The sequence below is a fragment of the Streptomyces sp. NPDC126503 genome, assembly GCF_040302405.1.
GTDB classification, from domain to species: Bacteria; Actinomycetota; Actinomycetes; order Streptomycetales; family Streptomycetaceae; genus Streptomyces; species Streptomyces gulbargensis.
The window spans coordinates 143,968-169,182 of sequence record NZ_JBEORS010000009.1 but is presented as its reverse complement, the minus strand read 5'-3'; the positions used below and the strand labels follow the sequence as shown (position 1 = coordinate 169,182).

Sequence of the window (25,215 nt, the reverse complement as noted above, 5' to 3'; positions counted from 1 at the left end):
TTCAGATCCGGTCGGGTGCGCTGATGCCGAGCACGAAGAGGCCACCGGCGAGCACCGTCCCGGCGGCTTCGGCGAGCGCGAGCCGGGAGCGGTGGGCGGCCGAGGGTTTCTCGTCGCCGAGCGGCAGGACGGTGTGCTGGAAGGCGAGCAGCGCGTCGGCGGTGCTCTCGAGGTGCCGGGCGACCCGGTCGGGGGCGCGGAGGCGGGCCGCGGCGAGCAGGGCGGCGGGGTGGTCGCCGAGGGCGCCGAGGAGTGCGGGGGCGTCGACGCCGGTCTCGTACGCGGGGGTGATGCCGAGCTGCCGACCGTTGACGAGCAGCCGGCACGCGCGCGCGTGGGCGTACCGCACGCGGAAGAGGGAGTTGCGCTCGTGCTGGACGAGGAGCGGCGGCCCGTCGAGGGGCCGGTCCTGGGGGGCGGCGCGCAGGAGGCGCCAGCGGGCCGCGTCGGTCCCGAGCGTGTGGGGGTCGTACGCCCCGGGCCGTACCGGGATCCGCTCGCCGTCCCCTTCCCCGTACGTGACGTCGGCGCCCTGGCCGCGGAGCAGCCGTGCGACGGTCTCGGTGACGATCCGGGCCCGCTCCTCGGCCGGCTCGGCGAGGCGGACGGTGGTCCCGGCGAGCGCGCTGCCGTGCCCGTACGAGAGCCCGGCGCCGAGGACGGTACGGATCAGCTCGCCGCCCGCCTCGCGCCGGAGCGTGAAGTTGAGGAACCCGGGTCCGGTGATCTCCACGGCTCCCAGCCCGGGGGCGTCGCGCAGCCGCTCCTTCAGGATCCCGGCGACGTCGAGGGCGCTGAGCCCGGTGGGCCCGGCGAGGGCGAGGGCGATGCTGCTGGCGTACTCCCCGGTCCCCCCGGCGCGCGCCCGCTCCACCTTCACCCGCGGCACGGCCGCTTCGTCCACCCGCAGCGCACCGTCGCCGACCGCGCGGCGCACGGCGTGCAGCACGGTGAGGGAGAGGTCCGCGGGGGTCACGGGACCAGCCTAGGGGAGGAGGGGGGGCGGAGCGCGAACCGGTTTCGCGATGCGGGACCGGGGGGTGGAGGCGGGTGACAGGGGGAGGCCCGGGGGACCGCTCCTGATCAGCTCGGCGGCTGCCCGAGGGCCGCACCGCCGGCGGACCGCGCCTGTCCCTGCGCCTGCTCGCCCTCCGGCTCCCGCGGCGCGGCCTCTTCCTCCTGGCCGACAGCGGCCGGCTCCTCTCCCGCCTCCGCCGCACCGTCCTGCCCGGCCGCACCGGGCCGCTCTTTCCGCTCGCGGTGCATGAGCTGCCGCACGACGCGCACGAGTTCGGTGGGCTCGAAGGGCTTCGCGAGGAACGCGTCGACGTCGGACGTCACCTCGCCCTCGCCGCAGGCGCTGATGAGCGCGACGGGCAGATGTCTGGTCCGGGGGTCGGCGCGCAGCCGCTCGGCGGTCGTGATCCCGTCCAGCCGGGGCATGACGACATCGAGGGTGACGACATCAGGACAGACCCGATGCACGACATCCAGACACTCGGCACCATCGGCCGCGGTCACGACCTCGAACCCCTCGAGTTCGAGATTGACCCTGATCAACTGCCGGATCACCTTGTTGTCATCGACAACGAGCACCCGACCGGACATGCCTGACACACGAACGAGAGTAGGACCCCCCGACCCCCCGCGTCCGGCTTTTGCCCACTTCTGACCCGACCGAGGGACCCCACCCCTCGTGACACCACGGAAATACCTGTTCACAGGCACCCCTCGCGAGCTGGTAGGGTTCTACCCGTCGCCGCCGAACGCGGCGGACGCCCCCGTAGCTCAGGGGATAGAGCAACGGCCTCCGGAGCCGTGTGCGCAGGTTCGAATCCTGCCGGGGGCACTCCAGCTCGGACAGCGTGATCAACCCGCTGACCAGTGAGAGTGCCAAACACAGAGACCCGGACTCAGTCCCACTGAGTCCGGGTCTCTGTCGTTGTGTGTCACTGATCGCGAGTGAGTGGCGAGTGAACCACTCGGGCCGTCACAACCCCGGAGACCGCCCCTGCACCTACAGAAAGCTCGCATCTTCAAACATCCTGCATGCACCCAGGGCCGCTCCCTAGGATCACTCCATGAGTGAGGACCAGGACAGGACAAGGCAGCGGACCTCCAGTGAAGTGGTCGTACACGCAGCCACGAGCACCGTCGCAGGAGTCGCTGGGGCCCTGAACCCGGTTGCCGGCATTGCGGCAGCGGCCGTCAAAGAGTTCGCGGACCCGCATCTGGTTCGACTCTTCGAGAGGGTTCGGCAGGATCGAGGTGAGCGGTCCGCACGCGTGTTGGCTACGGGGGCAGACGAGGCCAACGTCTCCCTTGACCGATTGGTACACACGGTCGAGAGCAGCCCTGACTTGATGGCGCTTATGGCTGAGGCCGTACAAGCCGCTGCAAACACCCCGTTGGAAGCGAAGATCATCGCCCTTGGCCGCTGCCTGGGGCGGGGAGTAAGAGACGACACCCGTGTGGATGCGGAGCGCCTTCGCGTACGCGGGCTTGCAGGAATCGAAAGCCCTGAGGTCAAGCTCATGGAACTACTCGACACCGAAACTCTCCCCGTACGTGAGCATGGCGGTCGATGGCCAGGCTGGAGGCGTCCCGAGATTCTCGATTCACTCCCCGGCTTCGCTTCGTCCCTCGACGCATCGATTGCCCGCCTGACTGCCGAGGGACTCGTACGCGACGATGGAATCGGGCGCTACCCAGGAGAAGACGGCTACAGGGAGATGTGGATCCTCACCAGCTTCGGCCAAGACTGCCTAGCGCTGCTGAGGGCTGTCGCTCCCCCACCCTCATAAGGCCACCATCACGGCCCTGCTGTTTCACTCGCCCATCCCATCGCTCTTTCGATCTTTCGATTGTTCAGCTCTTCATGACCATCGATGCACCCTTCGTATCGGCGGTGTATGACCTCGGGTGAGTTACCAGCGCGACGGGCCACTTCGGCGACAGGAACACCAGCGTTCAGCCAATTCGTGATGCAGGTGTGTCGCAGGTCGTACGGCCGATGGGCAAGCGGAGATTGCACCTTGTCTGGCGGAAAGGCGATCGGCCGGGCCTCCTGCCAGACCCTCCAGTAGCTAGAGGTCCCGAGCACGGCGCCACGCTCGTTGGCGAAGAGCCGGCCGTCTTTCGCCGTGCCGAACTCCTCTATGTGCGCGCGGAGCATAGCGACGAGTGCCGGAGGAATCGGTACGGGGCGGTCTGCCTTAGGCTCCCGGGACTTGAGCCCGCGCTTGTCGTGACGCTGCCCCGAGTCCGTCCACCGCTTGCCGGACACTGGCCGGGTCTCCTTGAGGGTGAGCGTTCCCCATCCCTTCTCGGGGAGGTAGCAGTCCTTCGCTCTGAGCCCCACCGTCTCGGCCGGCCGCATTGCCGCGTACAGCTGACAGGCGAAGAAGGCGACGAGTCGGCGTCCACGGTTCCGGTGAACGGAGCCCACGTAAGAGACGGCCGTGAGGAGCTGCTCGCCCTGGACGGCGTTGACTAGGACCCGGGGGTCCACGACGTCGCCCTTGGTGGACCCCGCGCGCTTCACTCCCGCGAGCGGGTTCTCCTCCAGGTACCCGCACTCGATGGCGTACTCCACGGCCGTGTTGAAGCCGCGGCGCCGACGCTTATAGGTCTCCCCCGCTGCCGGGGTGTCGTCCAGCTTGAACGAGAGCCGGTACTGGACGTCCCGCACCACCTTGGGGTCGGTGAGAGCCGAGAGCGCCAATGACCGGGTCTGGAGCCACGTGCACGCCGCTACAAGTTCCGGCGGCGGCTCCTCGTCATGGTGCGCCGGTACAACCGCCCACCGCATCGCGAGCCGCGTCTCTTCCGGCGTGGGCGCCTTCTTTCCGTCCTCCACCATCGCGAGCGCCACCGTGGCCAGGCTGTCGGCCAGCCCCTCACGGGTCTTCGCCGCCGCCGTACGCCACCGGCTCGCCATGTACTCGCGGCTAAAGTCCCACCACGACGGATCGGGCCTCTCGTTCTCCTTCGCAGCAGCCGCCCGGAGTTCCGACTCCGGCAGGCCGGACGCCACGTCGAACGCCTCGCCCTTCCGCATCGCCTGCCACAGCTCGGAGCGGCGGCTCTCCGCGAGGGCCACGGTGGCGAAGCTGGCAGCCTTCACCTTTCCTGCGACCGTCCAGCGGATCTGATACGGAGCCTTCTTGCTCCGTACCTGGTTGACCTTCCAGACCCGTACGTCCGTGGAGAGGGTCAGGTCCCCGGAAACGGGCGGGCGCCCGCTGTTGCGGGCGCCCGGGGTGGTACTGGACTTACGGTAGGTCACGCGGCTTCCTCCAGAGTCTCGATCCAGCGCTCCAGGTCCGAGCGGCGGATGCGGACCGCGCCGTTCGGGAGCTTGATGGCCTTCGGGCCCTTCTTGAGCTGACGCCACCGGTAGAAGGTGGCTCGGGGTACTCCGATCTCCTTCACGACCTGGGGAATCGTGAGCATCTCGTCACGCGTCGCGGACACGGGTCCTCCTCGACTGGCTACCGGACACAGGGCGCGGCGCCGCAGAAACCGCAGAATCCGCAGAAACCTGCGAATCTGAGGCCTGACCTGCGGCGTTGGGGGTGCGTGGGTGGCTGCCGCAAAAATCGCGAGAATCGCCGCAGAAATGGATGGCGGTACCGAGGGCCGGGCGTCGCGTGACTGGCGATGGGATTTGTGCGGCGGTTTCGCTGATTTTTGCGGCTGTCGGGCCGACGGGCCGTTTCCGCAGGTGGGCACGGCCGCCCGGGGGTTTCTGCGGATTCTGCGGTTTGTGCGGCGGGGTCCCACGCGAAGGCGGGTGGGGAGGCTCACGCCTTGGGCTCGCGGACGCTCGGGTGAATCAGGTACCGGGGCGCCGGCGGGCGCCCCCGCTTGCCGGTGCGGGGCGGGGTCTCGCTGCGGAGGTAACCGTGCTCCTCCAAGACGGCAGCGGCGGCCTCCAGTTCGGCGATGGTGGGGAACTCGGAACGGGAGAGCTTGGCGAAGAGGTCCCGCCGGCTGACGCTCTCCCAGCCGTTGTCCTCCAGGACGGACAGCAAGCTCCGGGCGCGAGCCAGGGTGGCGTCGGCGCCCATGAGGTCGAAGACGGTCAGGGCGTGGGCGGCGAAGTAGTCGGCCAGTTCGATCGCCGCGCCCATCGTGGTGGCGCTGATCGGGGTGTTGGTACCGCCATCGATGCGCTCGGCGAGGTGGAGCAGACCGGCGATCCGGGCCGCGGCTCCCACAAGCTTCCCAGCCCACTTCCCGATGTGCCCGAGACGCCCGCCCTTGGTGCGGAGCTGCGGCTCCAGGTGCTCGCCGTACGCCTTGAGGGCGGCATCGGCTTCGGGACCCACTTGAACCACAAGAGGGTCGGTCCAGTCCGCGAGCTTGAGCGTGAGGGCGAAGACGTTCCGCTCGTACGTCGCACCAACGGCGGGCGGGACGGGGTCCGGGTCGATCTTCCGATAGCCGACCAGGGATTCCGGCAGGCAGTAGAGGAAGCGGGCGAGCAGCCCGCGGCCGTCGAAGCCGCGGTTCTTGCCGATGTCCTCCAGGACGCTGGGCTGGACGGCGAGGCCCATGGTGAGCGCGGGGGCCTCGATGAACTCCTGGCGGGTCCGGCGGTCGACGCGCAGCCGGTCGCCGGCGTGGCCCTTGAGGAAGACCTCCATGTTGGGCACTCCGGAGTACCGTCCGGCGATGATGTCGAAGATGCCGCCCTCGGCGGACATGACCGCGAGCCTGCCGCCCTGCTCGGCGAGCAGAGTGGTGACGGTCTCCGGGGTGGCGTCGTCGGCGAGGAGCCGCGGGCGCGGCGGCACGGTCAGGGACTCGGCGGTCTGGGCGAGGCCGATCGCCTCGGCCACCAGGTTGTCCCGCTCGGGGCCCTCCGCCTTGGCGGCTTGAGCGGCGGCCTTGTCGGCGGCCTCGCGGGCCATGCGGGCGGTGACCTCGGCCTCCACGATCGTGAGGTTGGAGCCCTCCACGAGCGTGTTCTCCGCCTCGTAGAGCGGGGCGGTCATGGCGGCGAAGACGGCGGACTTCCGGTTGGCCGGGCCGAGGGCGACGACGACGAAGAGGTTCGTGGGCTCGCGCCACCGCCCGCGGACCTGGACGACGGCCCGGCCGCCGGCCGCAGTCGCGAGGACGGAGAGGGCGAGGGCGCCCGCAAGGTCTACCGGGGTCTGGGTCTCCTCGGCGAGCGCGACGACGAAGTCCGAGACCCAGCCGGGGAGGGCGTGAACGGGGAACGGCGGCAGCTTCGGCTGACGGTCCAGCGGGATCGGCTCCGGCCACGCGGCCGGGACGGTCGCGGCGCCGAGCGCGAGGGCCTCGCGGAGGTCATCCTCGGTGGCCTCGGCCGACATGCCGGCCTGCACGATGCGGGTGCCGACCTCGATGCTCCGGCGGCGCCGGGCAAGGTCGTGGACGATCTCGGCGTAGTAGGTGGCGTTGGCCGTGGAGGGCACGGCCTGGATGAGGGTGTGGAGGTAGGGCCGGCCGCCCGCGCGGACGAGTTCGCCGGTCTGCTCCAGGTGGTGCCCGAGGGTGATCGGGTCCACGGGCTGGCCCTGGGCGTGCAGGGCGAGGATCGCGCGGTGGATCGTCTCGTGGGCGGGCACGTAGTGGTCGGCCGGGTCCATCGAGCCGTTCACGTCGCCGATGACGTCGGGCGCGAGCATGAGCGCACCGACGACGGCCTGTTCGGCTTCCCGGTCGTGCGGTGCCATCCGCTCCGTGCCGTCGGGCACGCTGTGCAGTGGCACCACGGGGGCGTACTGCCCGTGGGCGGGCTCAGGTGTCATGCTGAGGGTTCTCCTGTTTCTGTCGAAGGGACGGAGAGCCGGGGCGGTCGCGGTCTTGTGGTGAGAGGCGACCGCCCCGGGCATAGCTACTTCTGCTTGAGCCACCGCTCGTACTGCTGGCGTACGTAGGCGCGGGGGTCGCAGATGACCGTGGCGTCGTCGGTGTCCATGAGGCGGCGGGCCGCCTCGGTGGCCATCTCCGCCGCGTCGCTGCGTACGCGCTCGCTCTCGTCGCCCAGCGCGATGCGGTCGAGGAGCGCGGCCTTGCGGAGCCAGAACTCTCGGCCGAGGCCCTTGCCGAACGGCTTGTCGGCTGCGGTGCCGGCGGTCCAGCCGACCTCGCTGATGATGCTCGGGGCGAGCGCGTATGCCTCTTCGGGCGTCGGCCACCGCTCGGCCCGGAGGTCGGCGGTGAGGTAGAGGCGCTCGCGCTTGCCGTCGCGGGTGGCGTACTGGCGTACGGCGCCGGTGGTGAAGGCGCCGCCGAGCGCGGCGGTCACCCGCTCGGTGTCGTCGGGGTCGCAGATGACGCGGATCTCGAACATGGGTCAGTACTCCTTGGTGTTCTCGGTGGCGGGGAGTTCGGGCAGTCCGGCGCGGGTGAGGGTCTGCGGGTCGAAGCCGGGCAGAGCCGCGCGCGTGAGTAGGGCGGTGGCGAGCTGCTCGGCGTAGAGGGCGCCGGTGCGGGCGGCCTCGATCTGGGCTCCGGCGCGCAGGGCTTCCACGCGCTCGATGTGGGCGTGGTCCTCGCGCCGCTCGGCCGTGTGCCGCTCGTGAGCGACGGTGGCGCGGCGATCGGTGCGCCAGTAGCGGGCGGCGAGGCCGTAGGCAACGGCGGTGGCGAGCACCCACAGCAGTAGCGGGAGGGACAGTCCGTCGGCGTATCCGGCGACCCCGGCGAAGGCGAGGCCGCCCGAGGTCGCGAAGGCAGCTCCGGCGAGGACGCTGTCCCCGCGGTGTCCGGCGGAGGCGAAGGCGCCGGCCGTGGCGGCTCCGGCGGCGAGGACGACCATGAGGGCGGCGTTGCCGACGGAGTGTTCGGCACCGTTGGCGTTCCAGATCCGGCCGAGTACCAAGACCGTGGACGTGGCGAGGACGGGGGCCGCCTTCGGCATGGCCGTGGTGAGCCAGTGCGGGGCGGTGATCGGCTCGTTCATCGCGTGCTCCTTCGGCTAGTTGGCGAGGTCGGAAAGGGCCGTGGCGGAGGACTGGACGAGGTTGGCGATCGGCTCGTACGCGCCGGTCCCGGCGGCGAAAAACCCGAAGAGGAAGAGCACGATGGCGGCGCCGGCGCCGGAGGACTTGCTCTTCACGGCGAAGGCGGACGCGGCGCCGAAGAGCAGGACGGCGGAGATCTCGAAGTTCATGTCAGGCTCCTGTCGTTGCGGGGTCAGCGGGTGCCGTCGCGGTGGAGGCGGGCGGCGATGTTGAACAGGTGGCGTCCGACGCGGATGCGAATGCCGTGGCCCTTGCAGCGGCGGCAGGTCTTGCCGCGCTTGGGCTTGCCCTTGCGGTCCGTCGTGAGGGCGAAGCCGAGTCCGTTGCACTTGCGGCAGTTGCCGAACGGCGAGGCCGCACACAGGGCGGAGTAACCGAGCGTGATGGCGAGCAGGAGTGAGCTAGCGGCGAGGAAAGGGGTCATCGGGGGCGTCTCCGGCGGTTTTCGGGGTATGCGCAGGTCAGCCCGCTAGGAATTAGCGTGCTGATCAGATGCGGTATGGGGTGCTAGCGGTGCCGCTAGACCTAGCGGGGCTTGCTGCTAGGTCTAGCGGCGATCCGTGTCAGCTCGCGTCCCGGTTTCCGTCACGTTCCGTGATGATGGCGGAGATGCGGGAGCGCTCGATGCCGCGCCGGTTGGCGCCCTTGCCGCTCTCGGTCTTGCCCCACACCTGGGTGGTGGAGATGCCGTGCGGCTTGAGGGCAGCGGCCAGTCCCTCGGGGTCCCAGCCGCCGTAGACGTCGGGGCGCAGCTCGGCGAGCCGGGCCACGATGACTTCTGACCAGACCTTGGGCTCCTCGGCGGGGACGACGGCGAGGATGTCGCGCAGCAGGTCGTACGCGCTGGTCTCGCCGGTCTCGAACGACTCCCCCAGCGCGTGGCCGGAGAGGGTGCCGGCCTGTTCGCGGAGCTTGCGGGCTCGCAGGCCGATGGTCTCGGCGGTGGGGGCGTCGACGTAGACGGAGGAGACGATCCGGGCGTCCGCTCCTTCGCCGACGAAGTAGTGGATGCCCTTGTCCTTCCAGGAGAACATCGTGGCCCGCACGCCTCGCTTGTACGAGGACGTACCCAGGACCATGTCGTTCTCCAGCTGGCCCATGACCTTCAGGCAGAACCGGGCCGACGCGTTCGCGCTGATGCCGGTCGGCAGAGCCTTGGCGTCGGGGCGCTGGGTGGCGAGCAGCAGCACTATGCCGGTGGGCGGGCCGCGCTTGACCAGGTCGGTGCAGATCTCCTCGAACTCCGCCCCGTGCTTGGGGTGCTCGAACCACATCTGGCACTCGTCCACGCCGACGACGATCGGGTGGAGCCCCAGGTTCTTCATGTTCGCCAGCTCGCTGGTGACCTTTGACTCCGGGCAGATGTCCCGGGGCAGGGAGCGGATCATCTTCGCCCGGCGCCGCAGCTCATCCCTCAGTTCCCGCAGGTCGGCGAGGGCGTACTCGATGTCCTCGTCGTCGTCCCCGGCGCGGTGGCGGTGCGAGACGCGCTCGCCGACCGGGTCGAGGTCGCCGGTGCCCTTGAGGTCGTAGGTGTGCAGCTCGGCCCGCGGGTCGAGAGCGGCGATCAGGAGCAGCAGGCGCAGGAGGAACGTCTTGCCCATGCGGGGGATCGCGCCGATGACGGCCGCGATGTACATGAGCGTCATCTCCACCCAGCGTCCGCGCTGGTCGGTGCCGAAGGCGACCGGCTTGAACAGGTCCGTGGTCCCGCTCTTGAGTAGCGGCCACACGGGCTTCCGCGCGGTCGACATGTCCTGGTCGCCGACCCACAGCACCAGGTGCCCGGTGTGCTCCTCCGGGACAGCCTCGGGCCAGACGCAGCCCAGCGGGCGGCGCAGGCCAGACGCGAGCTTGTCGCGGCGCTCGATCACGTCCGTGACGGTGACGCCGTACGGCAGGTCACCCTCCGCACGCCAGCCGGGCCCGTCGCGGGTGATCGGGGCGGTGAACGTGAAGCCGTCCCGGCCCTTGCCCTGTGCCTGGTTGATCGCCGGGATACCGAGAGCCCCCAGCGCGCGCAGGACGATGTCGCTGGTGAGCTTGGGCGCCTTGGTGACCTCCACCGCCCGATTGATGACCGGCGCGTCGGCCTGCCCGCCGGCCGACCCGAGGGCGAGCAGCAGCGCGCCGACTGAGACGACCTGGAGCCAGCCGGGGGCGAGGACGTAGAGGGCGAGCGCGGTGCCCATGCCGACCAGTGCGGCGAGGGTGGCGACCAGGGTCCGCAGCCGGACCCGGCCGTCGCGCTGCCGGGACAGCTTGAGGTACTCCGCCGCGTCCTCGCGCCGGACGGCGGCGAGTCGAACGGGCTCGCCCTCGCGGTCGGCGACCCAGCGCATCGTGCCGCCGACGAACTTCGCCGCACCGCGCGGGGCCTGGAGGGCGAGGCGCCCGGCGTAGACCGGGGAGCGGAGCGCGTGGTACCCGGCGAGGTGGGTGTAGTGGCTGGCGACCCAGCGGGCGGCGGTCTTGAGTTCGGCCGGCGACCGCAGCCACGCGGGGACGATCCGTCGCCGCTTCGCGCCCGCGAGTCGGCCGAGGTATCCGGGCCCGGCGAGCGCCGGACCGTCGACCAACCGGCGGGCCGACGGGTCGCCCGACTCGTCGGCCGACCCGTCCGTGTGGGAGTCGGGCGACGCGTCGGCGGTGGAGTTGGCCGACTCGGTGCGGGCGGATCGGGCCTTGTCGAGGTCGACCACGTCGGCCCCGGAGTCGGGCGACCCGGTGGTGGCCATGTCGGCTTCGAGTCGGTCGAAGAAGTCGTTCTCGTCGTCGGGGTGCTTCACTGAGACTCTTCCTTCTCTCGGGAGGGATGGCGGGGTCCGGCCGCTGCTTTGGTCGGTCGTGACCGGGCCCCGTGGCTCACAGGTCGAACAGGCCGCCCTGGTCGTCGCCGGGCGCCGCGGCGGTGCGCTGGGCGGCCCGGCGGGCGGCGGTGAAGCAGGGCGGGCACCAGGCGCGCAGCTCGCTCGCGGGCAGGGCCGCGGCGGCGAGCTCGGTGGTCAGCGGGTCGGCCGCGGCGGCCATGAGGCGGATTGGGCCGCTGTGCTTGCCCGCGTGGCGGCCGTGCTCGCGGGTGCAGCGCCCCTCGCCCTTCGTGTGGGGCTGTCCGCATGCGCCGGCGCACTGGCAGCGGTGCTGTGCGGCCTCCATCACGGTGTGGAGGAGGTCGGCGGCGGCGAGCTGGCCCGGCGTCATGCCGCCGCCCCCACCGCCGGTGCCCCGGTCGGGGCACCTCGGCGTCCCGACCGGCGACCGGTGACCGCCGAGAGCAGCCGACCCAGCCGGGCTCCCTTGATCCCGGCGCGGCTCTGCTTGGCCGCGTGCATGGCCTCATCGGCCCGGCCGAGGAGCGCGGAGAGGTCCTCACCGGGGAAGTCGGCGGCGCGGACCCAACCGAGGGACACCGTGGTGGACACGTGCGGGTTGGCCTTGTCGGCGGGGCGGGCCAGTACCCCGTGAAGGACGGCGAGCAGGTCCGCGACGGTGCCGTCGGTGTCCAGGACGACGGCCGCGAACTCGTCGCCGCCGAGGCGCCCGGCGACACCGTTCGGGCCTACGTAGTGGGCGAGGCGGTCGGCGGTGGCCTTCAAGAGGGCGTCGCCGGCCGCGTGGCCGTGGCGGTCGTTGATCTGCTTGAAGTGGTCGACGTCCGCGAGGACGACCACCGCCCTGTCGTCGCGCAGGAGCGCGTCGGCCCGGCGGGTGAAGCCTTCGCGGGTCCGCAGCCCGGTGAGCGGGTCGCGGCGGGCGGTGCGGAGCCGACGGCGCAGCCACAGCACGTGGCCGGACCATCCGGCCGCGAGCGGGCCGGTCGCGGCGAGGATCGTGGCGAGGGTGTTCATGCGGCGACCTCCTCGGCCGTCTCGGCGGACTCGTCCGTGTCGCTGCCTTCGTTCGTGTCGACGGAGTGGAGATCCGGGCGGCTGGCCCGCTCGGCGAGCAGCTCGTCACGCAGTACGCGGGAGTTGGCTGCCGAGCAGTGCAGTGCGGTCCGGATCGCCTCGGCGTTGATCCCCGCCAGCGGCCAGTCGGCGGTCAGCTCGCGGGCCTCGGCCAGCAGCTCCGCTGCCGAACGGGGGGGGCTTCGCGCCCTTGGGCTTCTGGCGGGTGGTGCGCTTGCGCGGCTTCCGCTCGTCCTGCTCCTTGTCCGGCGGTGGAACGGGCGGCGTGGCGGGCTCCTGCTCCGGCTCCTCTACGACCCCATCGGGAGCAAGCTCCCCGAGCCTCAGGAGGACGCGCTCGCGGCGCGGGGTCTTTGACCGCCAACGCCGGCCGTAGGTCTCGCGCAGCTCGGCCAGCGCGGCGGGGTCGGAATCTCTCCGGCTCCCCCTGCCTCGCCCGTACGGCACCCCGTGCGGGGCCCGGACGGGCGAGGGAGGCAACCGGCCGCAGCAACCGCTGCGCAGGTGACCTGACGTCCGCGAGTCACCGGCTATCCCGGTGCGTCGAAGCGGCGGATCAGGGGACGCGGTGGGCGTGGTCGCCGTGCTGGTCGAGCACGGGCGACGCCCAGAGTCTTCGTCGATACATGGGGACCCCCTCGGTCGGTTGGATCGGATGAAGCACTGCAAGGGGGACCTGTGTCCCCACCCTCCGGCCGTTGCTCGCGGTCGCCGGGCCACCTCGCCAGCACGGGCCGAAACCCTGTTCCACCTGGCCTTTAGCGGGATTGCAGCGTCCCCGCCCTGTGCTTGTAGACAGCACCTCTCTTCGAGCCGAAGCTCGATGAGATACATGTATTACCTGTCCCTCATCATGGAGAGACGGGTTGGGGTCGTCAAGTCCCTTGTTTTTCAAGGAGTTCGTGAACCCGCCCCGCTCGATGCCTCAAGCTTGGCCTGATCAGGGCAGACGCTGGACTCCACACATGTACGGCTGCGGGACGACTTGGCTACGGTGAAGTCGTCCCAAGTCGTCCCGCGGGTGGGAGAGTGCGACATGGCCAACGAACGACTGCGCGGCGCCATCATCGAGAGCGGCATGACGCTCGATCAGGTCGCCAAGCGGCTCGGGGTGTCGGCGAAGACAGTCGAGCGCTGGATCAACGACCCCAAGCGCCAGCCGTACCGCCGATTCAAGTACGCGACGGCCTCGCTCCTTCAGCGCGAGATGTCTTACTTATGGCCTGAGGAGCGGACGTCCGCAGAGGTCACCGAGGCAGGCAACGCCGAGCTGATCAAGCTCTACCCCCACCGCTCGGTCGTGCCGAATCGGCTCTGGACGCAGCTCTACGCCAGCGCTCAGCGGTCCTTCGACGTCTTGGTCTACTCGGGGTTCTGGCTCACCGAGGACGCGGCCTTCCACCAGGTCGTCAAGGAGAAGTCGGCCGCCGGCATCCCGGTCCGGTTCATGCTCGGCGACCCCGACTCAGCTGCGGTGGCAGTGCGCGGAGCCGACGAGGGGATCGGCGGGGCCATGGCAGGCAAGATCCGAAATGCCCTGGTCAACTATGCGCCACTCTTCGGACTCCCCGGCGTGGAGTTCCGCCTCCACTCCACCACGCTCTACAACTCCCTCTATCGCGCGGATGACCATATGCTCGCGAACGGGCACCTGTACGGCGTCGGCGCGTACATGGCGCCGGTGTTGCACATCCAGCGGGTGGCCGGCGGCGAGCTCTTCGACGCTTACGCCGAGAGCATCGAGCGAGTCTGGGAGAGTGCCCACCCCATCACCTCACCCACTGACCTGGGAGGCTCAGACGCATGAGCCGGATCGACTACTTCCGTGACCCCACCGCTCCAAAGGCCAACTCGGTGGTGCCGTCCGTGACGGTCGTCGTACGCGACGACGAGGGGCGGCTCCTCCTCATCCACAAGACCGACAACGACCTGTGGGCTCTCCCAGGTGGGGGCCACGACATCGGCGAGCGAATCGGCGACACCGCGGTCCGGGAGGTCCGGGAGGAGACGGGGATCGAAGTGGAGGTGGACAACATCGTCGGCCTCTACACGGACCCGGACCACGTCCTGGCGTACGACGACGGAGAGGTCCGCCAGCAGTTCTCCATCTGCTTCCGGGCCCACCCGGTCGGTGGATCCCTCCGCACGAGCAGCGAATCGAAGGAGGTCCGCTGGGTGAATCCAGCGGACCTCGATGACCTGGACATCCACCCGTCCATGAGGCTGCGCATCCGGCACGGCCTGGACGAGTCGCGACGAGAGCCCTACCTCGGCTGAGCGCCGGCCGCAGCAGCGGCCATACGGCGCTCCACCCGCTCGTTGGCGGCGTAGATCTCGGGCGCCGCGCGCTGGATGAACCGCCCCACGATGGTGTCCGGCCCGTACCGCTGCACGATCTCGTCCAGCCGGGCGACCGGGGTGGTGTGCCCACCGTCGGGCGTTGTCGTCATGTCGGAGACGATCAGCGCGTCCACCAGCTCGGGTCGCTCAAGCTCGAACTCAGTCTCAAGCTCATGCCGGAGCCCTCGCTCCTCAGCCTCCAGGAGCGCACAGGAGTGATGGGCCACGAGCCGCACCACCCGCTCGTCGGCGCCCTCCTGCTCTCGAAGGAAACGAGCCCCGTCGAGCGGGTGGAAGCCGGTGGTCGCGATGGCCGGCGAGTACCCGACGTCGTGCAGAACGGCCGCGGCCTCCAGCAGCTCGGCGTCGGCGCAGAGGATCGGGCTCAGAGACCGAGCCCGCTTGGCCACGCCGAGGGAGTGTGCCCAACGACGCGGCAGCGGCTCGGACAACATCGATTCGGAGAGCGAGTACGCCCACTCAGTAAGGCCCATGGACGCCACGCTACGGCTGCCGGGCCGAGGCGGGGAGAGCGCGTACCGTGCGCCCCTTGCCGTGGACGGTGTCAAGCAACCCGCTGCCCTCCATCTGGGCAGCAGCTCGGCGCACTGCCGTTCGCGAGGCCCCAAAGCGCTCACACAGTTTGGCCTCGGAAGGGTAGGCGTCTCCCACCGCGAGCGAGTCCGTGACAATCAATTCAGTCATTCGTTCGACCAAACTTCTACGGTCGCCCTTCTCACTCACTCGCCACCCTGCACCCGGAGTCGAGTACACAACACCCTCGGCTTCGAGAACTTTCAGGGCTCGCCGAACGGTGTTACGCGAAACGCCAAGCAGTTGCATAAGCTTAGCCTCCGACGGGAATGACTCGCCGATTTCCCCATTGACTACCCGCGTCCGTATCTCATTCGAAATCAGCAAATACGTACCGCGTGGACTAGATTTCAACAGGTCACCCCACCTTCCCACATTCCTAGCCGCATCCGATGACTCTCAGTTTCGAAGTCCCGGCAGGTAGATCTCACTGAGGCCCTGATTTACGCATGGCCCTCATTAGCGCCCGAGTCAAGGCTGCATCATCGTCCGGACCTCGCCATTGCACGACTTCCAGGCGCCGACCATCGATTCCCGAAGATCCATCAATAGTGGCATTGAACTCCTGCACCCGAGGCATCAGGGAGCCGTTAGTTACCACGAGCAGCGACGTGACATCGACTGGCATGGAGGCAAGTTTACCGGCCTCCTCCCTTAGATTCCTTTCATGGAATAGCCCGTCCGATACGAACTTGGCCTCGACAGCAACAAATGAATCAGTCCGCGAGTCATCAGCAACCAGGAAGTCGTACTGAGAGCGACCCGCTTGCTGTTGCGCAACAGTAAATCCTCCTCGATTAAGCGCTTCGTAGATCGCATCTTCAAGTCGCATCGCTTGCGAACGAGGAGCGCTTGCAAGAGCCAGAGAGTCCGCAACTTCTTTGGCTTTCGCCACAAAGGTTCGTGCACCCTCCTGAGTCAGCTCAATTTCACTGCTGTGCACGATTTGATTTCGGATCTCCCGCAGCTCTCTGACCCTCCTCATAATGTCAGCGGAACCGCCATAGCTTTCGCTCAGGGCCTTCAAGCGCATCCCAGGCGTTACGCGCCGCTGCCCAAAGGTGCCGTCCGGCACGAGCCTCCCGAGGGCTCCTTCCACCTCGCGCCACGCCCCGAGGACAGCTCCCGTGGCGTCGTACTCCGCCATCTCGCCAAGAGCCCGGAACGCTGCGTCCGAGGTGGACTGGGCAGCCACCATCTCAACGTTCTGAACCGAATCCTCAGTCACCTCGACCTGTAGAAAATCTCTCGCGTAAGACAGGAGCTTGTCAGGCTTAAGCATATACAGTCGAGCCCCAGCCTCTCGCTTTAGCTCCTCAGCCAATTCATTTCGGGGGCCCACGGGGATATTATTGCGCGTTCGCCACCAATCCTCTTTGGTGTCTCCAGTCACCAAGAGAACATCGACACCCCTAGCCTTCGCCTCCCTAATGAGCTGAAGCCACACAAGGTAATCACCTACCTCGGAGTTGTCCCCACGGGCAGATTTCGCCTTGTCTTTATAACCCGGTGGGACCTGGGCTTGAATACGCCTCTTCCCCTCCGCTATCTGCTCAACGAGATCCTCTTGATCCAACGGCGGTCCCACTTTCCCCTTCAGGAGAACATCCAGGGCAGCGACTACTTTATCTTGCGAAGTGTCATGAGACATTTCCCCCTCGCCACCGTTGACAACTTCAGCCATGGCCGCGATCACCTGATCAAAGGCCCCAGAAAGAGTCGACTCAAGCTTTTCAACATTAGATCGCTCAAGCGAGACTCTGTTTGTCCAGCTACGGAGGTCCTCCACGGCCTTCTGCAGCCCCTTCTTCAAGGCTGCTTCAGAGGCATCTAGTTGCTTCTGGGGGTCCTCAATCGCGCTCTCCCTATTTCGCCAAAACTCCTCCATCACCTGATGAGGAACCCAGAGACATGATCCGAGACTCTGGAGCGTTTGCATGAAAGTCTCGCGCGCCGCCTGATTGTACCGATACAGGTTCAATAGCACATTCGTGTCAATAACCACGAGACCGTCGCGCAGTACACTCCTCCAATCGTCTTCCGTTGGAGTTACGTAACCGGAAAACCCGTCGAAGACGCCACGCTGTGCGGCGGTATCGCTTTCACTGGCCTGGGCCGACTCTTCATGCTCCACAGCCGCAGCGTAGCGCCGCCTTCTGCACCTCGGGGAGCTTCCGCACAAGCCGTGAGCTAGGCCAAGCGACCGACACCGTAGGCCGGCGGACCTCCACCGCCTTACCGGAGCCTGGGCCTGCCCAACTGCGCTTGAGGAACCACCACCACGAGGTACGCGTGAGGGACGCGTGAGTTACCGCACGAAGATGCCCTCTTCCGCATAGATGCAGGTCAGAGGCCTACGCAACGCCAAGTCGATGTGGCCTCCGGAGCCGTGTGCGCAGGTTCGAATCCTGCCGGGGGCACTTCGCAGGAAGTGCTCAGGAAACCCTCGACCCGCAGAAGCGCGAGTCGGGGGTTTCTTCGTTCATCCCGGGACCCCAGGCTCCTCCGAGCGTCGCGCCCTCGCCTCTCTCCGGCGCACCTCGTCGCATGCGACGCCCATCGGTCTCGGGAGGATGCAGAGTAGGATAGGTGGCATGAGCGAGCCTACCGGCAAGTACTCGATCACCATGCCGCGCGACATCGCCGAGGCCGCCAAGGCCCGCAGCGGCCACTCCGGTTTGTCCGCCTACGTGGCCGCGGCCGTTGCCCGGCAGATCGAACGCGACAACCTCAACGAACTCATCGCCGTCGCCGAAGCCGAGCACGGACCCGTCACCGACGAAGAGATCCAGTCCCTGCGCGACCAGCTTTCCCAGGCGCGGCGCGAGCAGACCGAGGGCGGAGCGAGCGCCGCGTGACCCGCTCCCCTGCGGTTCCCGGCGGCACTCTCGTCCTGGACAGCGAAGGACTGGCCAAGGCCGTCCTGCGCGACCGGGCAGTCACCGCCTGGCTGGCCCTGGCACGGGCGGACGACCTCCGCGTGATCACATCGGCGGCCACCCTCGTCGAAGTGGTCCACCCCGGCATCAACCGCCCGGCCCTGGAGTGGACGCTCTCCCGCCTGGTCGTCGAACCGATCACCGAGCCGATCGCCCGCCACGCGGCAGCTCTGCTCGCCGAAGCCGGCCTGCACGGCCATAAATACGCCATCGATGCCATGCTCGCCGCCACCGCCCTCGCCGCACCCGGGCCGGTCACGATCCTCACGTCCGATCCCGAGGACTTCATCGTCTTGTGCGGCGGACGCGCCACTGTGACCGGAATCTGACAGTCGCGGTGTGGGGTGGGCAACCACCATCCACCCCGCACGGGCACACGGTGATCGGCGGAGTCGCTCCCGGTAGGGTGGCCCGGGTCCGATCGTGGCGTGTGTGGGGTGGGGAATGGCGAAGCACCGGTTGTCCAGGAGAGGGCGTTACATCGCTCTGGCGGTGACGGGGGGTGTCGTCGTGGCCGGGGCCGGGGTCGCGGCGCAGAGTTCGATGGCGGCTCCGGCGTGGCCGGCGCAGAAGACGTACACCGGGCGGGCCTTCGACGCCTGTACGGCTCCGTCGCTCGGTGCGATGAAGGCGTGGAAGAAGGACGGGTACTACGGCGGGGTCGCCGTGTACATCGGCGGCAGGAACCGGGGCTGTGCGCAGCCCAATCTGACGAAGTCGTGGGTGAAGTCGGTCGACACGCTCGGCTGGCGGGTCATTCCGCTGTACGTCGGGGCCCAGCCGCCCTGCCAGAAGAGCCGGAACAAGGAGCGGTTCACCGCGGCCACCGCCGCGTCGGTCGGGGTGAGCAACGCCAACGACGCGATCGCCAAGGCGTCGGCCCTGGGGATGAAGGCCGGCAGCCCGATCTACCTCAACATGGAGTCGTACGACATCGCCGACAAGGCGTGCAACGAGGCCACGCTGACGTATGTCCGGTCCTTCACCAGGACCCTGCGCGCCAAGACCTACCGGGCCGGCCTCTACGGGTTCAGCAGCTCCAGCGCCAAGGCGGTCGCGACCGCCAAGAACCGCACCGACCTGCCGGGCAACCTCTGGTACGCCCAGTGGAACGGGCAGGAGACCACGACCAGGGACTGGCCCTGGGACCCGAAGCTGTACACCGACCACAGCCGCGGCCACCAGTACAAGGCCAACAGCAAGGAGACCCGCGGGGGTCACACCATCAACGTCGACCGCAACGCCTGGGACGCGCCGGTCGCCGTCATCGGCTGACCGGCCGCCGTCGGCGCGCCTCCGCCCGCCCCGCTCGGGGGATGTTCCGGTGTTCCCCGTACGGGAGCGGGCGGGCGGGAACACAATGCGCGCATGGACGATGACTGGGGGCGACGGATCGCCCAGGTGCAGGCCGAGCTCGTCAGGGGTGGGGATCCCGTGGCGTGGGTGACCGAGGCCGACGCCGTCGAGGGGGCCATGCGGTACCGGGGGCTCGCGGTGCGCGGGGCGTTGTTCGGGGTGGCCGCGCGGGAGGTGGGCGGTGCGGGGCCGTGGCGGCTGGTGGTGCCCGTGCGGGCCGGGATGCCGCAGGAGTCGCGGGACGGTCTGCAGTCGCTGCTGTTCTTCCGGGCGAAGGACGACACCGACGACCCGGCCGTGCGGCGGGAGTTGATCGCGGCGGTGCGGGTGCTGGAGCGGGAGCCGGTCGACGAGATCGACGTCCTGGGGATGCGGTACCGGGTCGTGCGGGCCGACGAATTCGCGCGGAGCGGCACCGACGGGAGCCTGGAGCCGCCGCGGCCCACGGATCCCGAGCCGGTGTTCCGGGTGTGGGAGGGGCGGTCGGCTGTGTCGGATCCCGACGTGGACGTCGTACTGGATCCGGACCGGTCGCGCGGGCCGATGGCGGAAGCCATGCGGTTCGGACTGCGGAGCTTCCACTACGGGGCCGAGCGGTATCCGGCGGCCGTACGGGCCGATTCGGAGCGGGCCGTGAGGACGCACCCCGACATCGCGCTGCTGCCGGTCCGCTTCGGGGTCGTGGAACGCACCGGGGAGACGTGGGAACCGCACGATTCGCTGCTGCCGACACCGCACGAGGCGCGGCGGTCCCTGTACGAGGACATGATCAGGGTCTGGCCGCTGGTCCACCGGTGGAGCGCGCGGGAGTGCGAACCGTACCGGCGGGCGGCCGAGTTGTTCCGGGCGGCCGGGCGCGCGGACGTGGCCCGGGTGCGGGGGCGGGAGTTCCGGATCTTCCGGGCGGAGCGGATGGTGCGGTTCGGGCCGGACGGCCCCGAGGGGCCGCGCCCGTCCGATGTGGACGAGTACGGCCCCCAGAAGCTGCATCCGACGATGGACGAGGACGGCACTCTGCGGCAGAGCGACGACCCGGCCGCTACTTGACGTTGACCGCCGCCCAGGCCGCGGCGACCGCGTTGTACTCGGCGCTGCCCGCGCCGTACAGGTCCGTGGCCGCCGACAGGGTGGCCGTGCGGGCGCCGGCGTACGTGGTGGAGGAGGTCATGTAGGTGGAGAGGGCCTTGTACCAGATCTTGTAGGCCTTCTCGCGGCCGATGCCGGTGAGGGTGGAGTTGTCGTACGTCGGGGAGTTGTAGCTGACTCCGTTGACGGTCCGCGCTCCGCTGCCCTCGGCGAGCAGGAAGAAGAAGTGGTTGGCCGGGCCGGACGAGTGGTGGACGTCGAGGCGGCCGAGGCTGCTCGACCAGTAGTCGGCGGAGGAGCCGTCGCGGCTGGGCTTGTCCATGTAGCGGAGCGGGGTGCCGTTGCCGCGGATGTCGATCTTCTCGCCGATGAGGTAGTCGCCGGTGTCGGCGGCGTTGGCGGCGTAGAACTCGACGGAGGTGCCGAGGATGTCGGAGGTGGCCTCGTTGAGTCCGCCCGACTCCTTGCTGTAGCGCAGGCCGGCGGTCGCCGAGGTGAGGCCGTGGGTCATCTCGTGGCCTGCCACGTCGAGGGAGGTCAGCGGCCTGGCGTTGCCCGCGCCGTCGCCGTAGGTCATGCAGAAGCAGGAGTCGGACCAGAAGGCGTTGACGTACGCGTTGCCGTAGTGGACGCGCGAGTAGGCGGCGGCGCCGTCGCCGCGGATGCCGTTGCGGCCCAGCTCGTTCTTGTAGAAGTCCCAGGTGACGGCGGCGCCGTAGTGGGCGTCGGCGGCCGCGGTCTCGCGGTGGGTGGCGAGGCCGTTGCCCCAGATGTCGGTCGTGTTGGTGAAGAGGGTGCCGGTGCCGCTGGTGGCGCCCTTGAGGTCGTACGTCTTGTGGCCGCCGCGCGCGGTGTCGGTGAGCGTGTACGAGGGGGCCGTGCCGAGCGTGACCTGGCCGCTGTACTGGGTGTGGCCGGTGCCGGTGGCGACCGCCTCGTAGGAGTACAGCTCCTTGCCGGTGGTGGCGTCGGTGACGACGTGGCGCTCGCTCGGGGTGCCGTCGTGCTGGAGGCCGGTGACGACCGTCTCCCAGGCGAGGGTGGGCCTGCCGGTGGCCGCCCAGATCACCTTGCGGGTGGAGGTGGGGTTCTCGGCCTGGTTCTCGCCGGAGGCGAGGGCGGCCTTGCCGGCGGCGGCCGCGGGGACGGCGGCCGTGGTGGTCGGCACGGATATGCGGGCGCCGGTCGCCTTGGTGGCGGAGTGGGCGCCGGACTTCTTCCGGTGGACGACGAGGTCGCCGCCGAGGACCGGGAGGCCGTCGTAGGTGCGCTCGAAGCGGGTGTGGACGGTGCCGTCGGCGTCCTTGACGACGTCGCGGACGACCAGCTTCTCCCGGCCGGAGAGGCCGAGGGCCCGGGCGGTGGTGGTGGCGCCGGCCTGGGCCTCCTGGACGGCGGCGGCGCGCTGGGAGCCGGTGAGGACGAGCGCGGTCGCGCCGGCCTCGCGCTGGGCGGCGGCGTCGTACCGGGTGTCGGCGCCGGCGGTTCCGGCCTGGACGCCGACGACGACCATCGCGGCGGAGGCGAGCAGGGCGGCGGCGCGGACGGTGGTGGCGCGGGTGGTGCGGAGGTGCGAGGACGGGAGGCGGGTCACGCGGGCTCCTTCGCTGGAACACGTGGGGGATTCGTGGGGGGTGATGCGGAGGTGAGCGTGCCAGCGAAAGACGATCTTTGACAGGTATGCAACAAGAATTTGACCATCTGTTGTCCGAAGGACGACCAAACCCGTCCGCTATGCGGCGAGTTGGCCGTCCTCCGGGAGGGGGCCCATCGCCCCTCGGTCCGCGCCTCAGGCGGTGCGCTTGCGCGGCGACGCCGTCTTCTTGCCCGTCGCCTTCTGCGCCGTCTTCTTGGCGGTGGTCTTCTTGGCCGTGGTCTTCTTCGCCGCCGCCTTCTTCGCGGCGGTCTTCCTGGCGGGGGCCTTCTCCTCCGGCGCCGCGTCCTCGGAGGCCGCGTCCTCGGAGCCCTTCTCCGCCGGAGCCTTCCGTGCCGTCCTGCCGGCCGTCGCCTTCTTCCGGCCGGTCTCCCCCGCCCCCTCCGTCCGCCCGCGCGGCTTGAGCTCGGTCACCTCGGCGGCCTCCCGCTCCGCCGGCGCCTCCCCGCGCGCCTCCTTCGCCGCCCGCACACTGCTCTCCAGAGCCGCCATCAGGTCGATGACCTGCCCGCCGCGCCGCTCCTCGCCGGGCTCCGGAGGCGCCACGCCCTCGCCGCCGGCCGCCTTCGCCGCGATCATCTCCTCCACGGCCGTGCGGTAGTCGTCGTGCAGCGTGCCGATGTCGACCTCGCCGAGCGTGGCCATCAGGGCGTCGGCCAGGTCGAGTTCGGCCTCGCGCACGCTCACCGGGGTCTCGGGCGCCACGCCCTCCGGGGCGCGGATCTCGTCCGGCCACAGCAGTCCGTGCATCGCGATCACGTCGTCCACGACCCGCAGCATCCCGAGCCGCTCCCGGCCACGCAGGGCGAACTTCGCGACCGCCACCTTGTCGCTGCGCTTGAGCGCCTCGCGGAGCAGGGTGTACGGCTTGGCGGCCGGCACGCCGTTCGCGGAGAGGTAGTACGCGGTGTCGATCTGGATCGGGTCGATCTCGGCGGCCGGGACGAACGCCACGATCTCGATCGTCTTCGCCGTCGGCAGGGGCAGCGAGGCCAGGTCCTCGTCGGTGATCGGGATCATGGTCCCGTCGGCGTCCTCGTACGCCTTGCCGATGTCCGCCGGGGACACCTCCTCCCCGTCGAGCTCGCAGACCTTCTTGTAGCGGATGCGCCCGCCGTCCTCGACGTGGACCTGGCGGAAGGAGACGGACCGGCTCTCCGTGGCGTTCACGAGCTTGATCGGGATGCTGACCAGCCCGAAGGAAATGGCGCCATTCCAGATGGAACGCACGGTTCGCTCCCTTCACACCATATGGACGGGAATCATGGGATTCTCATCGTATGACGCCCATCACAGAGGTGGAGGGGCGGCGCCTGGCGCTCAGCAACCTGGACAAGGTGATCCATCCGGTCACCGGCACCACCAAGGGCGAGGTGCTGCACTACTACGCGACCGTCGGGGCCGCGATCCTCCCGCATCTGCGGGACCGGCCGGTCTCCTTCCTGCGCTATCCGGACGGGCCTGACGGTCAGCTGTTCTTCACCAAGAACCCTCCGCCCGGCACGCCCGCCTGGGTGAACACCGCCCCGGTGCCCCGGTCCGAGGACCCCGGGGCCCGGCAGGTGGTGATCGAGGACCTGGCCTCGCTGATGTGGGCGGCGAACCTCGTCGTGGAGTTCCACACGCACCAGTGGCGGGCCTCCTCCCCCGCCGTCGCCGACCGGCTCGTCCTCGATCTCGACCCGGGGCCGCCCGCGACGGTCGTGGAATGCTGCCGCGTCGCCCTCCACCTGCGGGAACGGCTCGCCGCCGACGGCCTGCAGGCCTTCGCGAAGACCTCCGGCTCCAAGGGCCTCCACCTCCTCGTGCCCGTGGAGCCCACGCCCTCCGAAGAGGTCTCGGCGTACGCGCGGCGGCTCGCCGTCGAGGCGGAGGCCGAGCTGCCCCGGCTGGTCGTGCACCGGATGGCCAAGGCGCTGCGGCCCGGGAAGGTCTTCGTGGACCACAGCCAGAACGCGGCGGCCAAGACGACCGCGACCCCCTACACCCTGCGGGCGCGGGCCCTGCCGGCCGTCTCGGCGCCCGTCACCTGGGAAGAGGTGGAGGGGTGCCGGAGCCCCGGGGACCTCGTTCTTCTCATGGACGACATCGCGCCACGTCTGGAGCGGTACGGCGAGCTCCTCGCGCCCCTTTTCGCGCCGGAGCGGGCCGGGAGCGTGCCGTGAGGCCGGCCGCGCCGGAGCCGGCCGGCGGGCCCGGGCCGGACCCCGGGGGCGGCACCGGAGCCGTCTCCGGATCCGGCCCCCGGGCGGCGCCCGGGAGCGGACCGGGAGCGGAGCGGGGGACCGGTTCCCGCGGCCCGCGCGGGACCCGCGGCGGGAAGGACGCGCCCGGCCCCGGCGGCACGGGCGGCGAGGGCCGCGCCGGGCGCTCCGCCTCCCCCTCCCCCGTCGTCCTCGTCCCGCCCGTCGACGTCGTGCGGCCGCACTCCGCCGACGCCGTCCCGCCGCAGAAGCCGCCGCCCCACGACCTCCAGTACTCCCTCAAGCTCGACGGTTTCCGCGCCCTCGCCTTCGTCCTCGACGCCGGCCGGGTGGTCCTCCAGTCCCGCACCCACCGGGACCTCGCGCCCGAGTTCCCCGGCATCGCCGCGGAGCTGCGCGCCCAGCTCCCGCCCGGGATCGTGCTGGACGGCGAGCTGTGCGCCTACCGGGAGGGCCGGTTCAGCTTCCCCGACCTGCTGCGCTCCCACGCCGACCGCGTCCAGTCGGGCGTCCCCGTCTTCTACGTGGCCTTCGACCTGCTCGCCATGCCGGGCCGGGACCTGCGCGGCCTGCCGCTGCGCGACCGGTGGGAGCTGCTCGGCGCGGCCCTGCGGCACGCCGAACCGCCGCTCCAGCGGGTGCTCGCCACGCGGGACGAGGAGACCGCCCACGACTGGTTCCGGGACCTGCGGGAGGCCGGGGTGGAGGGGATCGTCGCCAAGACGCTGGCCTCGCCGTACCGGCCGGGCCGCAGCTGGGCGTGGCGGAAGGTCCGGCACGCCGACACGACCGACGGCGTCCTGCTCGGTCTCACCGGCCCGGCCGACCGGCCCCGGGCGCTGCTCGTCCGGCTGCCCGACGACCGTACGGTGCTCACCTCGCCGCGGCTGACCCCGGCGCAGGCCCGGCTGGTCGGCGAGCTGGTGCGGGGCCGGCTCGGCGCGCCCGCGCGGGACCCCGAGCACGGGCCCGTGACGCCGCTCGACCGTCCGCTCGCGGTGGAGCTGCGCCAGGTCGCCGGACGGCACGAGACGGCCGCGTTCGTCCGGGTCCGGGGCGAGCCCTGAGCGCGGCGCGGGGAGCCCTCGTTCAAGTCCCGCTCCACCACGCTGCGCAACTGCCGGACAGCGC

26 protein-coding genes and 2 tRNA genes are annotated in these 25,215 nt (G+C 70.0%); 11 read left to right on the top strand and 17 right to left on the bottom strand.

All coding sequences use genetic code 11. From position 1 onward, the window contains the following. Position 1: 1 nt before the first annotated feature. Together nrtL and ABTY40_RS14960 are read right to left on the bottom strand one after the other, a co-directional pair. Positions 2-976: an ArgS-related anticodon-binding protein NrtL gene (gene nrtL / locus ABTY40_RS14965; protein ID WP_352059867.1), complete on the bottom strand. Its 975-nt coding sequence runs from the start codon at positions 974-976 to the stop codon at positions 2-4. A gap of 107 nt (positions 977-1,083) precedes the next feature. Then, a complete protein-coding gene (locus ABTY40_RS14960) occupies positions 1,084-1,617 on the bottom strand; it encodes a response regulator (RefSeq protein ID WP_352059866.1) in 534 nt (177 codons plus the stop codon). Positions 1,618-1,777: 160 nt separating this feature from the next. Between ABTY40_RS14960 and ABTY40_RS14955 the strand changes: the two genes are divergently transcribed. Together ABTY40_RS14955 and ABTY40_RS14950 are read left to right on the top strand one after the other, a co-directional pair. After that, positions 1,778-1,849: transfer RNA gene (locus tag ABTY40_RS14955), tRNA-Arg, on the top strand. A gap of 232 nt (positions 1,850-2,081) precedes the next feature. After that, entirely contained in the window at positions 2,082-2,804 is a 723-nt protein-coding gene (locus ABTY40_RS14950; RefSeq protein WP_352059865.1) for a hypothetical protein, read from the top strand. Positions 2,805-2,812: 8 nt separating this feature from the next. Here ABTY40_RS14950 and ABTY40_RS14945 read toward each other — a convergent pair whose 3' ends face one another. From ABTY40_RS14945 to ABTY40_RS14900, 10 genes are all read right to left on the bottom strand, one after another. Further along, positions 2,813-4,288 (bottom strand): tyrosine-type recombinase/integrase, encoded by a 1,476-nt coding sequence (locus tag ABTY40_RS14945; RefSeq protein WP_502990585.1) that lies wholly within the window; start codon positions 4,286-4,288, stop codon positions 2,813-2,815. Next, positions 4,285-4,476, bottom strand: coding sequence for a helix-turn-helix transcriptional regulator (locus ABTY40_RS14940; RefSeq protein WP_033206761.1), 192 nt, complete (start codon positions 4,474-4,476; stop codon positions 4,285-4,287). The genes ABTY40_RS14945 and ABTY40_RS14940 overlap by 4 nt, the downstream gene beginning before the upstream one ends. Positions 4,477-4,805: 329 nt before the next feature. Further along, positions 4,806-6,785: a DUF3987 domain-containing protein gene (locus tag ABTY40_RS14935; RefSeq protein ID WP_352059864.1), complete on the bottom strand. Its 1,980-nt coding sequence runs from the start codon at positions 6,783-6,785 to the stop codon at positions 4,806-4,808. A gap of 86 nt (positions 6,786-6,871) precedes the next feature. Continuing rightward, entirely contained in the window at positions 6,872-7,330 is a 459-nt protein-coding gene (locus ABTY40_RS14930) for a hypothetical protein (RefSeq protein WP_352059863.1), read from the bottom strand. Positions 7,331-7,333: 3 nt separating this feature from the next. Beyond that, positions 7,334-7,942 (bottom strand): hypothetical protein, encoded by a 609-nt coding sequence (locus ABTY40_RS14925; RefSeq protein ID WP_352059862.1) that lies wholly within the window; start codon positions 7,940-7,942, stop codon positions 7,334-7,336. 15 nt (positions 7,943-7,957) lie between these two features. After that, a complete protein-coding gene (locus tag ABTY40_RS14920) occupies positions 7,958-8,152 on the bottom strand; it encodes a hypothetical protein (RefSeq protein WP_033206753.1) in 195 nt (64 codons plus the stop codon). A 23-nt stretch (positions 8,153-8,175) separates the two neighbouring features. Further along, a complete protein-coding gene (locus ABTY40_RS14915) occupies positions 8,176-8,427 on the bottom strand; it encodes a hypothetical protein (protein ID WP_352059861.1) in 252 nt (83 codons plus the stop codon). 139 nt (positions 8,428-8,566) lie between these two features. Further along, a complete protein-coding gene (locus ABTY40_RS14910; RefSeq protein ID WP_352059860.1) occupies positions 8,567-10,792 on the bottom strand; it encodes a cell division protein FtsK in 2,226 nt (741 codons plus the stop codon). Positions 10,793-10,868: 76 nt separating this feature from the next. Then, positions 10,869-11,204, bottom strand: coding sequence for a hypothetical protein (locus tag ABTY40_RS14905; protein ID WP_352059859.1), 336 nt, complete (start codon positions 11,202-11,204; stop codon positions 10,869-10,871). After that, complete coding sequence (locus tag ABTY40_RS14900) at positions 11,201-11,851, bottom strand: GGDEF domain-containing protein (protein WP_352059858.1); 651 nt, start codon at positions 11,849-11,851, stop codon at positions 11,201-11,203. Before ABTY40_RS14900 ends, ABTY40_RS14905 begins: the two co-directional genes overlap by 4 nt. A 1,096-nt stretch (positions 11,852-12,947) precedes the next feature. Here ABTY40_RS14900 and ABTY40_RS14895 point away from each other — a divergent pair. Together ABTY40_RS14895 and ABTY40_RS14890 are read left to right on the top strand one after the other, a co-directional pair. After that, positions 12,948-13,718: a helix-turn-helix domain-containing protein gene (locus ABTY40_RS14895; RefSeq protein WP_352059857.1), complete on the top strand. Its 771-nt coding sequence runs from the start codon at positions 12,948-12,950 to the stop codon at positions 13,716-13,718. Beyond that, on the top strand, positions 13,715-14,188 hold the full coding sequence (locus ABTY40_RS14890) for an NUDIX hydrolase (RefSeq protein ID WP_352059856.1): 474 nt from the start codon (positions 13,715-13,717) through the stop codon (positions 14,186-14,188). Before ABTY40_RS14895 ends, ABTY40_RS14890 begins: the two co-directional genes overlap by 4 nt. On the opposite strand, the gene ABTY40_RS14885 is transcribed toward ABTY40_RS14890, so the two are convergent. The 3 genes from ABTY40_RS14885 to ABTY40_RS14875 form a co-directional block, all read right to left on the bottom strand. Next, positions 14,176-14,745: an HD domain-containing protein gene (locus ABTY40_RS14885; RefSeq protein ID WP_352059855.1), complete on the bottom strand. Its 570-nt coding sequence runs from the start codon at positions 14,743-14,745 to the stop codon at positions 14,176-14,178. The two genes, ABTY40_RS14890 and ABTY40_RS14885, sit on opposite strands and share 13 nt — an antisense overlap. Before the next feature lie 10 nt (positions 14,746-14,755). Then, positions 14,756-15,202: a GntR family transcriptional regulator gene (locus ABTY40_RS14880; RefSeq protein ID WP_352059937.1), complete on the bottom strand. Its 447-nt coding sequence runs from the start codon at positions 15,200-15,202 to the stop codon at positions 14,756-14,758. 70 nt (positions 15,203-15,272) lie between these two features. After that, on the bottom strand, positions 15,273-16,979 hold the full coding sequence (locus ABTY40_RS14875; protein ID WP_352059854.1) for a PIN domain-containing protein: 1,707 nt from the start codon (positions 16,977-16,979) through the stop codon (positions 15,273-15,275). 218 nt (positions 16,980-17,197) lie between these two features. On the opposite strand from ABTY40_RS14875, the gene ABTY40_RS14870 reads away from it, so the two are divergent. The 5 genes from ABTY40_RS14870 (at position 17,198) to ABTY40_RS14850 (ending at position 20,187) form a co-directional block, all read left to right on the top strand. Continuing rightward, a tRNA-Arg gene (locus tag ABTY40_RS14870) sits at positions 17,198-17,265 on the top strand. Between the two features lie 174 nt (positions 17,266-17,439). Further along, positions 17,440-17,703 carry a CopG family transcriptional regulator gene (locus ABTY40_RS14865; RefSeq protein ID WP_352059853.1) on the top strand — a complete coding sequence of 88 codons (264 nt, stop codon included), beginning with the start codon at positions 17,440-17,442 and terminating at the stop codon, positions 17,701-17,703. Further along, on the top strand, positions 17,700-18,113 hold the full coding sequence (locus ABTY40_RS14860) for a PIN domain-containing protein (protein ID WP_352059852.1): 414 nt from the start codon (positions 17,700-17,702) through the stop codon (positions 18,111-18,113). The genes ABTY40_RS14865 and ABTY40_RS14860 overlap by 4 nt, the downstream gene beginning before the upstream one ends. Positions 18,114-18,228: 115 nt before the next feature. After that, a complete protein-coding gene (locus ABTY40_RS14855) occupies positions 18,229-19,059 on the top strand; it encodes a glycoside hydrolase domain-containing protein (protein WP_352059851.1) in 831 nt (276 codons plus the stop codon). Between the two features lie 93 nt (positions 19,060-19,152). Further along, on the top strand, positions 19,153-20,187 hold the full coding sequence (locus ABTY40_RS14850) for a DUF5954 family protein (protein WP_352059850.1): 1,035 nt from the start codon (positions 19,153-19,155) through the stop codon (positions 20,185-20,187). Here the strand turns inward: ABTY40_RS14850 and ABTY40_RS14845 are convergent. Continuing rightward, positions 20,180-21,739, bottom strand: a complete 1,560-nt coding sequence (locus ABTY40_RS14845; protein ID WP_352059936.1) for a M4 family metallopeptidase — start codon at positions 21,737-21,739, stop codon at positions 20,180-20,182. The two genes, ABTY40_RS14850 and ABTY40_RS14845, sit on opposite strands and share 8 nt — an antisense overlap. 276 nt (positions 21,740-22,015) lie before the next feature. Then, a complete protein-coding gene (gene ku / locus ABTY40_RS14840; RefSeq protein ID WP_352059849.1) occupies positions 22,016-23,110 on the bottom strand; it encodes a non-homologous end joining protein Ku in 1,095 nt (364 codons plus the stop codon). A 50-nt stretch (positions 23,111-23,160) separates the two neighbouring features. On the opposite strand from ku, the gene ligD reads away from it, so the two are divergent. Further along, the gene (ligD, locus tag ABTY40_RS14835; RefSeq protein WP_352059848.1) at positions 23,161-24,045 is read left to right on the top strand and encodes a non-homologous end-joining DNA ligase; all 885 of its coding nucleotides are present in this window, start codon (positions 23,161-23,163) and stop codon (positions 24,043-24,045) included. Further along, a complete protein-coding gene (locus ABTY40_RS14830) occupies positions 24,042-25,151 on the top strand; it encodes an ATP-dependent DNA ligase (RefSeq protein WP_352059847.1) in 1,110 nt (369 codons plus the stop codon). The genes ligD and ABTY40_RS14830 overlap by 4 nt, the downstream gene beginning before the upstream one ends. The last annotated feature ends 64 nt before the right edge of the window (positions 25,152-25,215 follow it).

Excerpts from the sequence above, each read along its gene's own strand:
- ABTY40_RS14950 (WP_352059865.1), top strand. The coding sequence starts at position 2,082 with ATGAGTGAGGACCAGGACAGGACAAGGCAGCGGACCTCCAGTGAAGTG.
- ABTY40_RS14935 (WP_352059864.1), bottom strand. The coding sequence starts at position 6,785 with ATGACACCTGAGCCCGCCCACGGGCAGTACGCCCCCGTGGTGCCACTG.
- ABTY40_RS14930 (WP_352059863.1), bottom strand. The coding sequence starts at position 7,330 with ATGTTCGAGATCCGCGTCATCTGCGACCCCGACGACACCGAGCGGGTG.
- ABTY40_RS14925 (WP_352059862.1), bottom strand. The coding sequence starts at position 7,942 with ATGAACGAGCCGATCACCGCCCCGCACTGGCTCACCACGGCCATGCCG.
- ABTY40_RS14920 (WP_033206753.1), bottom strand. The coding sequence starts at position 8,152 with ATGAACTTCGAGATCTCCGCCGTCCTGCTCTTCGGCGCCGCGTCCGCC.
- ABTY40_RS14915 (WP_352059861.1), bottom strand. The coding sequence starts at position 8,427 with ATGACCCCTTTCCTCGCCGCTAGCTCACTCCTGCTCGCCATCACGCTC.
- ABTY40_RS14905 (WP_352059859.1), bottom strand. The coding sequence starts at position 11,204 with ATGACGCCGGGCCAGCTCGCCGCCGCCGACCTCCTCCACACCGTGATG.
- ABTY40_RS14900 (WP_352059858.1), bottom strand. The coding sequence starts at position 11,851 with ATGAACACCCTCGCCACGATCCTCGCCGCGACCGGCCCGCTCGCGGCC.
- ABTY40_RS14895 (WP_352059857.1), top strand. The coding sequence starts at position 12,948 with ATGGCCAACGAACGACTGCGCGGCGCCATCATCGAGAGCGGCATGACG.
- ABTY40_RS14890 (WP_352059856.1), top strand. The coding sequence starts at position 13,715 with ATGAGCCGGATCGACTACTTCCGTGACCCCACCGCTCCAAAGGCCAAC.
- ABTY40_RS14885 (WP_352059855.1), bottom strand. The coding sequence starts at position 14,745 with ATGGGCCTTACTGAGTGGGCGTACTCGCTCTCCGAATCGATGTTGTCC.
- ABTY40_RS14865 (WP_352059853.1), top strand. The coding sequence starts at position 17,440 with ATGAGCGAGCCTACCGGCAAGTACTCGATCACCATGCCGCGCGACATC.
- ABTY40_RS14855 (WP_352059851.1), top strand. The coding sequence starts at position 18,229 with ATGGCGAAGCACCGGTTGTCCAGGAGAGGGCGTTACATCGCTCTGGCG.
- ABTY40_RS14850 (WP_352059850.1), top strand. The coding sequence starts at position 19,153 with ATGGACGATGACTGGGGGCGACGGATCGCCCAGGTGCAGGCCGAGCTC.
- ABTY40_RS14845 (WP_352059936.1), bottom strand. The coding sequence starts at position 21,739 with ATGGTCGTCGTCGGCGTCCAGGCCGGAACCGCCGGCGCCGACACCCGG.
- ligD (WP_352059848.1), top strand. The coding sequence starts at position 23,161 with ATGACGCCCATCACAGAGGTGGAGGGGCGGCGCCTGGCGCTCAGCAAC.